At 68.1% G+C, this 12,339-nt stretch carries 12 protein-coding genes; 5 read left to right on the forward strand and 7 right to left on the reverse strand.

Annotated elements, in window-relative coordinates:
• Positions 1-41: 41 nt before the first annotated feature.
• Both ACZY0X_RS00610 and ACZY0X_RS00615 read right to left on the reverse strand, forming a co-directional pair.
• The gene (locus ACZY0X_RS00610; RefSeq protein ID WP_463767685.1) at positions 42-1,433 is read right to left on the reverse strand and encodes a glutamate decarboxylase; all 1,392 of its coding nucleotides are present in this window, start codon (positions 1,431-1,433) and stop codon (positions 42-44) included.
• A 12-nt stretch (positions 1,434-1,445) separates the two neighbouring features.
• Positions 1,446-2,873, reverse strand: coding sequence for a bifunctional ADP-dependent NAD(P)H-hydrate dehydratase/NAD(P)H-hydrate epimerase (locus ACZY0X_RS00615; RefSeq protein WP_463767686.1), 1,428 nt, complete (start codon positions 2,871-2,873; stop codon positions 1,446-1,448).
• Positions 2,874-2,974: 101 nt separating this feature from the next.
• On the opposite strand from ACZY0X_RS00615, the gene ACZY0X_RS00620 reads away from it, so the two are divergent.
• Positions 2,975-3,388: a nuclear transport factor 2 family protein gene (locus tag ACZY0X_RS00620; protein WP_463767688.1), complete on the forward strand. Its 414-nt coding sequence runs from the start codon at positions 2,975-2,977 to the stop codon at positions 3,386-3,388.
• On the opposite strand, the gene ACZY0X_RS00625 is transcribed toward ACZY0X_RS00620, so the two are convergent.
• A complete protein-coding gene (locus tag ACZY0X_RS00625; RefSeq protein ID WP_463767689.1) occupies positions 3,354-3,764 on the reverse strand; it encodes a VOC family protein in 411 nt (136 codons plus the stop codon). The two genes, ACZY0X_RS00620 and ACZY0X_RS00625, sit on opposite strands and share 35 nt — an antisense overlap.
• Before the next feature lie 106 nt (positions 3,765-3,870).
• Here ACZY0X_RS00625 and ACZY0X_RS00630 point away from each other — a divergent pair, with 106 nt between their 5' ends.
• Positions 3,871-4,332 carry a MarR family winged helix-turn-helix transcriptional regulator gene (locus tag ACZY0X_RS00630; protein ID WP_463767690.1) on the forward strand — a complete coding sequence of 154 codons (462 nt, stop codon included), beginning with the start codon at positions 3,871-3,873 and terminating at the stop codon, positions 4,330-4,332.
• Here the strand turns inward: ACZY0X_RS00630 and ACZY0X_RS00635 are convergent.
• Together ACZY0X_RS00635 and glmS are read right to left on the reverse strand one after the other, a co-directional pair.
• Positions 4,309-5,223 (reverse strand): alpha/beta fold hydrolase, encoded by a 915-nt coding sequence (locus ACZY0X_RS00635; RefSeq protein WP_463767691.1) that lies wholly within the window; start codon positions 5,221-5,223, stop codon positions 4,309-4,311. The genes ACZY0X_RS00630 and ACZY0X_RS00635 overlap by 24 nt on opposite strands.
• Before the next feature lie 10 nt (positions 5,224-5,233).
• Positions 5,234-7,102, reverse strand: coding sequence for a glutamine--fructose-6-phosphate transaminase (isomerizing) (gene glmS / locus ACZY0X_RS00640; protein ID WP_463767692.1), 1,869 nt, complete (start codon positions 7,100-7,102; stop codon positions 5,234-5,236).
• Positions 7,103-7,178: 76 nt separating this feature from the next.
• On the opposite strand from glmS, the gene ACZY0X_RS00645 reads away from it, so the two are divergent.
• The 3 genes from ACZY0X_RS00645 (at position 7,179) to ACZY0X_RS00655 (ending at position 10,670) form a co-directional block, all read left to right on the forward strand.
• The gene (locus ACZY0X_RS00645) at positions 7,179-8,024 is read left to right on the forward strand and encodes a dienelactone hydrolase family protein (RefSeq protein ID WP_463767693.1); all 846 of its coding nucleotides are present in this window, start codon (positions 7,179-7,181) and stop codon (positions 8,022-8,024) included.
• 38 nt (positions 8,025-8,062) lie between these two features.
• Positions 8,063-9,103 carry an LLM class F420-dependent oxidoreductase gene (locus ACZY0X_RS00650; RefSeq protein WP_463767694.1) on the forward strand — a complete coding sequence of 347 codons (1,041 nt, stop codon included), beginning with the start codon at positions 8,063-8,065 and terminating at the stop codon, positions 9,101-9,103.
• A 169-nt stretch (positions 9,104-9,272) separates the two neighbouring features.
• Positions 9,273-10,670, forward strand: coding sequence for a DEAD/DEAH box helicase (locus tag ACZY0X_RS00655; RefSeq protein ID WP_463767695.1), 1,398 nt, complete (start codon positions 9,273-9,275; stop codon positions 10,668-10,670).
• A 90-nt stretch (positions 10,671-10,760) separates the two neighbouring features.
• Here ACZY0X_RS00655 and ACZY0X_RS00660 read toward each other — a convergent pair whose 3' ends face one another.
• Both ACZY0X_RS00660 and ACZY0X_RS00665 read right to left on the reverse strand, forming a co-directional pair.
• Positions 10,761-11,981 (reverse strand): hypothetical protein, encoded by a 1,221-nt coding sequence (locus ACZY0X_RS00660; RefSeq protein WP_463767696.1) that lies wholly within the window; start codon positions 11,979-11,981, stop codon positions 10,761-10,763.
• A 3-nt stretch (positions 11,982-11,984) separates the two neighbouring features.
• Positions 11,985-12,287 (reverse strand): type VII secretion target, encoded by a 303-nt coding sequence (locus tag ACZY0X_RS00665; RefSeq protein WP_463767697.1) that lies wholly within the window; start codon positions 12,285-12,287, stop codon positions 11,985-11,987.
• Between the last annotated feature and the right edge of the window lie 52 nt (positions 12,288-12,339).

Here is a 12,339-nt window from a genome sequence, read left to right on the forward strand (position 1 = left end):
TCATATCACCACTGGCGATTGTCCCAGACCCGCTTCCCGGCCTAGTGGGCGAAGGGCTGCACCTCGTCGTAGAGCCCCTTCGGCTTGAGTTCGTCGAGGCCCTTGAGCACGGTGATGATGTCGTCGCGCAGGGACCTAGCGAGGTCGGCGGAGAAGCCCTCCCGGACCACCACGCGCAACACAGTGACGTTGGTCGCATTGTCGGGCATCGTGTAGGCGGGCACCTGCCAACCGAACGCGCGCAGCGCGTGCGACACGTCGAACTCGGTGTATTCGCGTTTGCCGGTGAGTCGGAAGCTGATCACCGGGATCGCCGACCCATCCGTGATGACCTCGAAGTGCTCACTTTCGCGCAGCTGATCACCGAGCCACCGTGCGGTGTCGGACAGGCAGTGCATGATCTGCGAGTATCCGGCACGGCCCAGGCGCAGGAAGTTGTAGTACTGGCCGACGACCTGGTTTCCCGGCCGGGAGAAGTTCAGCGTGAACGTCGGCATATCCCCACCGAGGTAGTTCACCCGGAACACCAGCTCCTCCGGCAGATGTTCGCGGCTGCGCCACACCACAAAGCCGATACCCGGGTAGGTCAGGCCGTACTTGTGGCCGCTGACGTTGATCGACACCACCCGCGGCAACCGAAAGTCCCACATGAGGTCGGGATGCAGGAAAGGCACCACGAAGCCACCACTGGCCGCGTCGACGTGCACGGGTATGTCCACGCCGCCGTCGGCCGCGAGCTTGTCCAGGGCCGCGCAGATCTCGGCGATCGGCTCGAGTTCGCCGGTGTAGGTGGTGCCCAGGATCGCCACCACGCCGATGGTGTCCTCGTCGACCGCGGCCAGCACCTGCTCGGGGGTTATGACATAGCGCCCCTCCTCCACGGGCAGGTAGCGCGGCTCGACGTCGAAGTATCGGCAGAACTTCTCCCACACCACCTGAACGTTGGACCCGAGGACCAGGTTGGGTTTTCTGGAGCGCCAGCCATCCTTTCCATCGCCAACCTTCTGTCGCCACCGCCAGCTCATCGCGAGGCCACCGAGCATCACGGCCTCGCTGGAGCCGATGGTCGACACGCCGGTGGCGCTGCTGGGGTCGTCGTTGAGCAGGTCCTCGGCATGGAACAGGTCGGCCACGATGGACACGCAGCGGGCCTCGATGGCCGCGGTCGCCGGGTACTCGTCCTTGTCAATCATGTTCTTGTCGAATGTCTCGGCCATGAGCTTCTCGGCCTCGGGGTCCATCCACGTCGTGACGAAGGTGGCCAGATTGAGCCGCGAGCTGCCGTCGAGCATCAGCTCGTCGTGGATGAACCGATACGCCGCCTGCGGGTCCATCGCATCGTCGGGCAGCCGCAGCGATGGAATCGGCGCGACGGAGAGGCGTCCGGTGTAGGCCGGTGAAACCGATGGGGACCGGTGATGCCTGTGTGTCATGCGGGATGTCTCCTAGAGGTTGGCGATTGACGAGCGGATGTGGTCGAGGATTCGAGATGCCGACGTGGGTGCGGGGGCGGGTCCCGGGTCGGCGGCGGCGAGGCCCGCCGCGCGCGCATGCACGAACGCCCCCATCGCGGCCGCCTCACCGGCGGGCAGTCCCGAGGCGAGCAGCGCTCCGATGACACCCGACAGCACGTCGCCGGATCCCGCGGTGGCGGCCCAGGACTGGCCTGCCGGGTTGAGGTAGGTGGTGCCCGTCGAACCGGACTGCGCACCCGCTTCCGCGATGATCGTGACGTTGCCCTTGAGCAGCACCGTGACGCCGAGGGCGTCGGCCAGTCGGCGGGTTGCCGCCACTCGGTCATCGCCGGGTGGATGACCAGCGAGCCTGGCGAACTCCCCTGCGTGCGGGGTCAGCACCGTCGGCGCAGTGCGGCCCGCGACGAGGTCGGGGTGCGCGGCGAGGATCGTCAGCGCATCCGCGTCGACGAGGACCGGAAGGTCGGTCCCCAATGCGAACCACAGCGCCGCCGCGCCCGCCTCGTCGGTCCCCAGACCGGGTCCCACGACCCAGGACTGGACCCGCCCCGCGGCACTGGGGTTCGGCGCGGCGACGACCTCCGGCCAGTGCGACACGACCTCGGCGGCGGCACTGCCCGCGTAACGGACCATGCCGGACGTCGCCGCCACCGCGGCCCCCGCACACAGGATTGCCGCACCGGGGTAGGTCGCTGATCCGGCGAGCACACCGGTGACACCCTGGGTGTACTTGTCGTCGGTCGCACGCGGTATCGGCCAGCGCGCGGCGACATCGGCGGCCTCCAGGCTCGCCACACCGGTGACCGGCAGGTCGAGGCCGATGTCGATGAGTTCGACCCGCCCGCACTCGCCAAGGGCGTGAACGGGTTTCAGTCCCCCGAACGTCACGGTCAGCGCCGCGTGGACATGCGGTCCTGCGGCGGCTCCGGTGTGGACGTCGAGACCACTGGGAGTGTCCACGGCGACGACGGGTATGCCCGCGGCGTCGACTCCGGCGAACACCTCGGCCGCGTGCGGGCGCAGCGCACCGCTGCCGGATATCCCGACGACGCCATCAATCACCAGATCGGTTGACTCTGGCACGGTTTCAACTAGGCGACCACCCGCCCGGCGAAATGCAGCCAGCGCCTTGGCGTGAGTGCGTTCGGGGTTGAGCAGCAGTGCCGTCGCGGCCGCGCCCCGCCTACGCAGGAACGTCGCCGCCCACAGCGCATCGCCACCGTTGTCGCCGGAACCCACCACGGCGCACAGCGTGGCACCCGAGACGGCGCCGAGTTCGCGGGCTATCGCGGTGGCCAGTCCGTATGCGGCGCGGCGCATCAACGCGCCGTCGGGAAGGCTGGACAACAACGGCGCCTCGGCGTCACGGATCGCGTCCGCGGTGTAGTAGTGCCGCATCGTCGGGTCTTCGTCGCCTCTCGAGCCTCGGTGCTGTCGCGGTCCAACGTTACGCGGTGCGGTCCGGATAAAACGGGACTCCGAGCGGGTACCCCTCCCCCATGACGAATACCGCCACCGACCCGGTTCTCCTCAAGGAACTGCTCGCGCTCGAAAACGACGGATGGAAGGCGCTGTGCGAAGGCACCGCTGCGCAGTACTACGGCGAGATGATGTCCGCCGATGCGCTGATGGTGCTGGCCAACGGCGCCACGATGAATCGCTCCGAGGTGAGCGCCGCACTCGCGCAGGCGCCGCCGTGGCTGCGGTACGAGATCGCCGATACCCGGGTGATCGACATCGACCCCCGCACCGCGGCTCTGGTCTACACGGGCAGAGCCTGGCGCGAGGGTTCCGACGAACCGTTCGTCGGGGCGATGTCGTCGGTCTATCACCGCACTGAGACCGGCTGGCAGCTCGCGCTGTATCAGCAGACCGCCGTCACTCCGGGCGGTGACACACCGCCTCAACATTGATCCCGTCGGGATCGAGCACGAAGGCTCCGTAATAGTCCGGCTGATACTCCGGGCGAAGCCCTGGCTCGAGCAGCGTCCGGCCGCCAGCCGCCAGCGCCGTCTCGTAGAAGCCCCGGACGGCGGCCCGGTTCTCGGCGATGAACGCCACGTGCACGTTATCGCCCACCCTGCCGTCGGCGACCAGCCAGAAGAACGGTTTGTGCTCCCACCCGAACCCGTGCATCTCGAGTTGGCCGGTCGCCTCGTCAGCGGGCACGGCCATGACCTTCACGATGCCCAGCGATGCCAGAGTGGGTTCATAGAATGCCAGCGACCGGGCCAGGTCGGGCACGGCGATGTTGAGATGGTCGATGGACGATCCGGTGAAGTCAGGCATACGACATCCGTTCTGGCAATCGGCTTCGAGGTGGCGTGAATAGTTCAATCGGATATATCTGCATCATGCAATTACTTTATGATGCAGTCAAACGGGAGGAGTTGTCATGTCGCAGCAGTCGTCCGCTCGACAGCGCGCATCCGACGAACTGATCGAGGCGCTGGCCGGATGGCAGGTGTTGGTGGCCCAGTTCAATGACCTCGTTGCGCGCAAAATCGGGGTCACCCCGGCCGAGACCCAGTGCATGTACGTTCTCGAGCGGTTCGGCCCGTCGACCCCTGGGGAGCTCGCGCGCCGCGTGAACCTGAGCACCGGCGCCACCACCCGCATGCTCGACCGCCTGCAGAACGCCGGCTACATCACCAGGACGCCGGACCCGCACGATCGACGCAAGGTCGTCATCGAGCCGGCCGGTGACGGCGTCGCACGAATCGCCGCACTGTACGGCCCGCTCAACGAGGACCTCGTCGGGCTACTCGACGACTTCGACGTACCCCAACTCGGACACCTGACCCAGTTCGCCCGGTCGGCGGAAGACGTTACCTCAGAACATATTCGGAGAATCTAGACCGTCCAGCTCGTCGACCTCGTCCCAGAACCTGTGCGCGCGCTCGTCGATCTCGTCGGCGCACTCGCCGGAGATCGCGTGCGACGCCGCGGCCCACAGCTCAACCTCACCGTGCGACAACAGGTCTCGTGCGCGGGTGGCGGCGTGCTCGGCGTCGTGGATCACGCTGCGGCCCGCAATCAACGCGAGGACGGGGACATCCAGCGTCCGCAGCTGATCGTCGGTGAAGAGTGTCGGCATGGGCTGGCGCAGGACGAAGTCGGCCGTGCCCGCGGCAATGAGCCGCGCCTCGGGAACCGAGTCGTCGACGTCGGCCCCACCCGATATCCAGCGAAGCACTCTGCGCCGCAACCACTCCGGCACACCGGGCAGACCCATCGGTGCCACTGCGAGCATTGTGCGGATGGGGATGCGCGCGAACGTCATGACCGGGTCCAGTAGCGCAAGTGACGCCACCCGACCCGGTTGCCGGATCGCGTAGTTGCACGCCGTCCAGCCGCCGAACGACACACCCATCAGGTGCGCCGAATCCAGTCCAAGCGCGGCAACTACGTCATCCATCCAGCGCGCCTGATCCTCGGCCCCGGTGAGCGGCCGCTGCTGCACCGACAGCCCGGGTTCACCCAGGAGGTCGACGGTGAACACCGTCCGGTGACGCAACAACGCGGGAAGATTCGCAGCCCACATGGGAGTGGACGCGTTACGTCCGGGCAACAGGACGACCGGACGCCTCCCCGACGGACCGTCGAAGCGGTAGGCCCGAACCTCTCCGAAAGCTGTTGGCACGTCAAATGTCTCGGCGTACGACGGCAACGCCGCGAGGCACTCGCGGTAAACGTCGAGGAAGTGCGCGCGGGCGGCGTCGCTGCGGAAGCGCCCGACATCGCCCACGCCGGTCGGCCTACTCGACGGTGACCGACTTGGCCAGGTTGCGCGGCTTGTCAACGTCGTAGCCACGCGCGCGAGCCACCTCGGCGGCGAACACCTGCAGCGGGATCGTTGAGAGCAGCGGCTGGAACAGCGTTGACACCGCCGGGATCTCGATCAGGTGATCGGCGTAGGGCGCCACCGTGTCGTCACCCTCCTCCGCGATCACAATGGTGACAGCACCGCGTGCCTGGATCTCGCGAATGTTGCTCAGCAGCTTGGAGTGCAGCATCGCCGCATTCTTCGGCGATGGCATCACCACGATCACCGGCAGACCGTCCTCGATCAGCGCGATGGGGCCGTGCTTGAGTTCGCCGGCGGCGAAACCCTCGGCGTGCATGTACGCCAGCTCCTTGAGCTTGAGCGCACCCTCGAGCGCCACCGGGTAGCCGACGTGGCGCCCCAGGAACAGCACCGTCGGAGACGTCGCGAACCGGCGGGCCAGCTCTGCGACGGGCTCCATGCAGGTCAGCACGCGGCTGACCAGGTCGGGCATCGCCTCCAGGTCGCGGTACTCCCGCTCGACCTCGTCGGGGTACTTGGTGCCGCGGGCCTGCGCCAGCGCCAGGCCGACGAGGTAGTTGGCCGCAATCTGGGCCAGGAACGTCTTGGTGGAGGCGACACCGATCTCCGGTCCGGCGCGCGTGTAGAGCACCGCGTCACATTCGCGCGGAATCTGGCTGCCGTTGGTGTTGCAGATGGCCAGCACTTTGGCCTTCTGCTCCTTGGCGTGCCGGACGGCCTCGAGAGTGTCGGCGGTCTCGCCCGATTGCGATATTGCGATCACCAGCGTGCTGCGGTCCAGCACGGGGTCGCGGTAGCGGAACTCGCTGGCGAGCTCGACCTCGACCGGCAGCCGGGTCCAGTGCTCGATCGCGTACTTGGCCAGCATCCCCGAGTGGTACGCAGTACCGCAGGCGACGATGAAGACCTTGTCGACCTCGCGCAGTTCCTGATCGGACAGCCGTTGCTCGTCGAGCACGATGCGACCGTCGGCGAAGTGCCCGAGCAGGGTGTCGGCGACCGCGGCGGGCTGCTCGGCGATCTCCTTGAGCATGAAGTACTCGTAGCCGCCCTTCTCAGCGGCCGACAGATCCCAGTCGATGTGGAAGGGACGGGCAGCGGCGTCGTCCCGGTTGCCGTGGAAGTCGTAGATCTCGTAGCCGTCGGCGGTGATCACGACGGCCTGATCCTGACCCAGCTCGACGGCCTCACGGGTGTGCTCGATGAAGGCGGCGACGTCGGAGCCGAGGAACATCTCGCCGTCACCGACGCCGATGACGAGTGGGGTGGAGCGGCGGGCCGCCACGATGGTGCCGGGGTCGTCGGCGCTGGCGAACACCAGCGTGAAGTGGCCCTCAAGGCGCGGCAGAACGGCCATCACGGAGCCGACGAAGTCACCCGCGGTGGGTCCGTGGTGGTACTGCCAGGACACCAGGTGAACGGCGACCTCGGAATCGGTGTCGCTCGCGAACTCGACGCCGGTGGCCTCGAGCTCGGCGCGCAGGGACGCGAAGTTCTCGATGATGCCGTTGTGAACCACGGCGATCTTGCCCGCGGCATCGCGGTGCGGGTGCGCGTTGCGGTCCGTGGGACGACCGTGAGTGGCCCACCGGGTGTGCCCCATGCCTGTGGTGCCGTCCAGCACCCCGTCGGGCGTCTCATCGAGAGCTGCCTCCAGATTGGCCAGCCGGCCGGCGCGCCTGCGGACCGTCAGTCCACCCGAGCCGTCGAGCAGCGCCACACCAGATGAGTCGTAGCCGCGGTACTCCATCCGGCGCAACGCGTCGACGACGATGCCCCGGGCAGGGCGCTGTCCGACATATCCGACGATTCCGCACACGGGCTAAAGGGTAGTGCAGGTGCAGGGCCTCGGCGCCCGTCAGCGTCCGTCGGCCCTGGTGAGCTACGGTCATCGGGTGGCCAAGACCAAGAAGCTGTTCGCTTCCTTGACGCGCCGGGGCCCACATCGCGTTCTACGCGGTGACCTGGCCTTCGCCGGACTGCCCGGGGTGGTGTTCACCCCCGAGTCGGGCATGAACCTACCCGGCATCGCATTCGGTCACGACTGGCTGGCCGGCACCGACCGCTACCTCGGCACACTGGAGCACCTGGCGTCGTGGGGCATCGTCGCAGCGGCCCCCAACACCGAGACCAGCATCGCGCCGTCGGTGATGAATCTCGCGTTCGACCTGGGCAGCGCACTCGACATCATCAGCGGGGTGCGGCTGGGGCCGGGGCAGATCAGCGTGCACCCCACCAAACTCGGCGTCGTCGGGCACGGCTTCGGCGGTTCGGCGGCCGTGTTCGCCGCCGCTGGCATGCCGGGCAAGCTCAAGACGGCGGTGTCCCTGTTCCCGACGGTGTCCAAACCGCCCGCTCAGGAGCCCGCCAGGGCACTGAAGATGCCAGGCCTCATCCTGGCCGATCCCGGCGATCCGATGTCGCTGCGATCCAATGCGGTCGAGCTGGCACGGGCGTGGAGGCCGGCGACCCTGCGCACCGTCGACAAGGCAACGGCGGGCGGCCTCGTGGAGGGCCGACGGCTGGCTCGGGTGTTCAAGCTGCCGGGCGCCGACCGCGGCACGCAGAAGACCGTGCGCGCGCTGACCACCGGTTACCTCCTGTTCCAGCTCACGGGCGATAAGACCTACCGCGACTTCGCCGACCCCGAGGCCGTGCTTCCCAGGACACACGTGGTGGATCCGTTCGCCGACGACCCCGTCGCTCTGGAGAACAAGGTTGTCGCACTCCTGAAGCCCTGACGAGGGGTCCAACCAACTGGTTGGTGTATAAACCACTCATGCGCACCGGAATCTTCCTGAGTTACGCCGGCGACTTCAAGGCGGCCGCAGACCAGGTCGTCGAACTCGAGAAGGTCGGTGTCGACATCGCGCTGGTCCCCGAGGCCTACTCGTATGACGCCATCAGCCAGCTCGGCTACCTCGCCGCCAAGACCTCGACCATCGAACTCGGCTCTGGCGTGGTCCCGATCTACACCCGCACCCCGTCGCTGCTCGCGATGACCGCGGCCGGCGTGGACTACGTCTCCGACGGCCGCTTCCTGCTGGGCCTCGGCACCTCGGGCCCGCAGGTGATGGAGGGCTTCCACGGCGTCCCATTCGACGCACCCCTGGGCCGCACCCGCGAGGTGGTCGACATCTGCCGGCAGGTGTGGCGCCGCGAGGACGTCAACTACGACGGCAAGTACTACCAGCTTCCGCTGCCAGCCGACCGCGGCACGGGCCTGGGAAAGCCACTGCACCTCATCAATCACCCGGTCCGCGAACGCATTCCGATCGCGATCGCCGCACTAGGCCCGAAGAACGTAGAACTGACCGCCGAGATCGCCGAGGGCTGGCAACCGCTGTTCTTCTATCCCGAACGAGCAGACTCGGTCTGGGGCGATGCACTGCGCGCCGGCCTGGCCAAGCGCGACCCGGCGTTGGGTCCGCTTGATGTCATGGTGTCGGCATCGCTGGCCATCGGCGACGACGTGGAAGACCGCCTGGCATGGGCCAAACCCCAACTCGCGCTGTACATCGGCGGCATGGGCGCGCGCGGCAAGAACTTCTACCACAACCTGGCCACCCGATATGGCTATGGCGAGGTGGCGGATCGCATTCAGGACTTGTTCCTGGCGGGCAAGAAGAATGAGGCCATCGCCGCCGTTCCCGACGACCTGGTCCGCAACGTGTCACTGATCGGACCGCGTGGTTTCGTCAAGGAACGCCTGGCCGCCTACGCCGAGGCCGGAGTCACAACCATGCTCGTCCATCCGATGGGCGCGGACACCGCCGAGCAGGTCCGTTTCGTCGAGGAATTGGTGACGCTCACCTCATAATTCGGGCCTTACCACTTCGTTGGGTATGCTGGTCCTCAGCGGCATCGTCTGTTCTGCCTTTTGTCGCTTCGCCGGAGGCGACTAATCGACCTCCTCGATCGTCAACCGAGCGCCGCGGAATCACCCGCGCCGGGCAGGACGACCACTCGACTTTCGGAGTTACCCAAACATGTCTTCATTCGCCGACCTCGGCTTGCCCGAGGCCGTCATCTCCACGCTCGCTGCCAACGGCATCGACTCCCCCTTCCCGATTCAGGCCGCGACGCTGCCGGATTCACTCGCCGGGCGCGACGTGCTCGGCCGCGGCCGCACCGGTTCCGGTAAGACCTACGCATTCCTGCTCCCCGTCGTCTCGCGGCTGGCGAGCACGCAGTCCGAGCGACGTCCCGGCAAGCCCCGCGCCCTCATCCTGGCCCCGACCCGTGAACTGGTCGCCCAGATCGACGCGGCGCTGGCTCCGCTGGCCGCCGCCACGAACCTGAAGTCGGTCACGATCTTCGGTGGCGTCGGCGCGGGCCCGCAGATCGACAAGCTGCGCAAGGGCGTCGACATCGTCATCGCCTGCCCCGGCCGGCTCGAGGATCACGTTCAGCAGCGTCATGCCGACCTCTCCGCGGTGGAGATCACCGTGCTCGATGAGGCCGACCACATGGCCGACCTCGGCTTCCTGCCGCCGGTCAAGCGTCTGCTTGACAAGACCCCGAATCGCTGCCAGCGCCTGCTGTTCTCGGCGACGTTGGACGGCGGCGTGGACGTGCTGATCAAGCGCTACCTGCACGACCCCGTCACGCACAGCGTCGACTCGGAGCAGTCGCCGGTCAACGAGATGGCGCATCACGTGCTGCACGTCGACAACGCGGCACGCTTCGAGGTCCTGAGCGACCTGGCTGCCTCACCTGGCCGCACCATCGTCTTCGCGCGGACCAAGCACGGCGCGAAAGGCCTTGCCCGCAAGCTGAACGCGCGCGGCGTCCCCGCAGTCGAGTTGCACGGCAACCTCTCTCAGAACGCACGCACGCGCAACCTCGCGGCCTTCTCGGACGGCTCGGCCACGGTGATGGTCGCGACCGACATCGCCGCCCGCGGCATCCACGTCGACGACATCACCCTCGTCGTGCACGCCGACCCGCCGGTCGAGCACAAGGCCTACCTGCACCGGTCGGGCCGTACCGCCCGCGCGGGCAACGAGGGCACTGTCGTAACCCTCATGATCGACGCGCAGGTCTCCGACGTGCGCACCCTGACCCGCAAAGCCGGCGTCAAGCCGACCATCACCAAGTTCAACGGCGCCTCGCACCCCGTCCTGCAGGAGATCGCCCCCGGCGAGCGCTCCTTCACCGGACCGATCGCCCTCGACGTTCCCGAGCAGCCGCAGCGCAACAACCCGCCGCGCAGGCGTCCGGCCGGCGACGGCCGTTCCTCGGCGAATCCCCGCTCGGGCAACCGCGGCGGTGGCGGCGGTGGCGGTGGCCAGCGCGGAAACCGTTCACGTGGCGGTCAGACACGCTCCTACTCGACCTCGTCGAGTTCATCGTCGGGTCGCTCCGGCGGGTCACGCGCCAACTAGGCGTAGCTTTCACCCAACGTGACGCCACTGCGAAGAATCGGCGAATTCTTCGCAGTGGCGTCACGTTGGGCGTTGGTAGCTAGGCCGCACTCACTCACCAACGCGCGGTAGCTCCTCGGCGGCGATCTCGCACGGCGTCTTCTCCGCGGGCAGCGGAGCCGCGAGATCCTGGGCCGCGGGCGGAGCCAGCGGTGGCGCCACCGGCTCGGGGACAGACAACGGCTCGGGGACGGGCTTCACCGGTTCCTCCGGCGCGACGTCCGGATCCCCGTCCTCGGAGTCAGTCTCGTCATCCTCGACCGGGTCCTTGTCGGGTTCTTGCTCGTCGGGTTCTTCCTCGTCGACCGGGTCCTCATCGGGCCCTTCGTCGCCGGGCTCATTCAGCAGGTCGTCGGGCTCAGCGAGGTCGGGCCCCGGGTCGGCGGAGCCGGTGAATCCACCGATCAGGTCGGCCAGCTGCTGCCCGAACCCGGACAGCCCACCGCCCAGCGACGGCATGCCACTACCCAGTGCGGGCATACCGCCGCCGAAGTCCGCTGGCGGCGGCGCGGCGGCGGGCATTGTCGACGCCGGAGGCGGCGCGGCGGCGGGCATTGTCGACGCCGGAGGCGGCGCGGCGGCGGCCGACTCTCCCACCGCGCCCGACTCCCCCGGCACATCGAATCTCGCAGCGGGACTGGCCTCGAGCCTCGCAATCGCCGTGTCGAACGCGTCGACCACCCGGTCGAATCCCGCACGCATCTCACTGAGCCACTCCGCGCCGATATCGTTGTCCACAAATGGTTTAACCTGCTGGTCGACCAGTTCGCTGGCGGTCGGGACGTCACCGGCACCGGTCGTCACGGTGTGCGCTGCCGCCAACCAGTCACCGCGCTGCCCGGAGGGTCGGCCATCGATGTCCAGCGCCGCGTCCACCTTGGCATTGACGGCCTGCCACAGGTCGTCGCGCAATGCCGCCAGCGCCGAGGCAGCGGTCACCAGGCCATCGCGCACAGCCGCCGCGGCATCGTTCTGGCGGGCCAGGAAGTCCTGCGCAGCCGACGCCGCTGGACCCGACCACGCACCTGCAAGCCGGGACGCCAACTCGACCTGTTGTTGCGCGGCGTCCTCGACCGCGGCCGCGGCGGTGCCGAGCGCATCGGAGTCGCGCTGCAGGACAGCGAGGTCCATCCCATCCTCGGTGCCGTACCACTCGCGCAGCGAAGCGTCCGACACACCGTGATAGCCGAGCTGCCGGCATGCGGCCACGTAGGTGCCCGCGTTCTCCACCGCGGGCAGCCCCTGCGCGAGGCGGGCGGCGACGTCAGACACGGCTCAGCCCAGCCGGCTAGCTGATCGGGCGTCGACGTCGGCATAGCGATCGGCTGAAAGACGCAGCACAGCAGCGATTCCCGCGTTGGCCGCCATCCACCGCCGCATCGCGTCCTCAAGCTGCCCCAGGCTGGCTCGCAGCGCGTCGCCCCTTGCCGCGTGCGACCGTCCGGCCACCGCGCCGTCGAACGTCAGCCCTGCCAGGTGCTGGCGCGCGGTTGCGACCGTGTCGGCGAGCGAATCGTAGTCGCGGGCGGCGTCACGAAGCGCCGCGACCTGAACCCGTGCAGCATCGAGATGTCCCATGTAGGACTAGGACGCAGCGGCGGGCCATTCGGTTCCGCGAGATCGGCGCCAG

The sequence above is a fragment of the Mycobacterium sp. IDUB_39 genome (assembly GCF_055419205.1).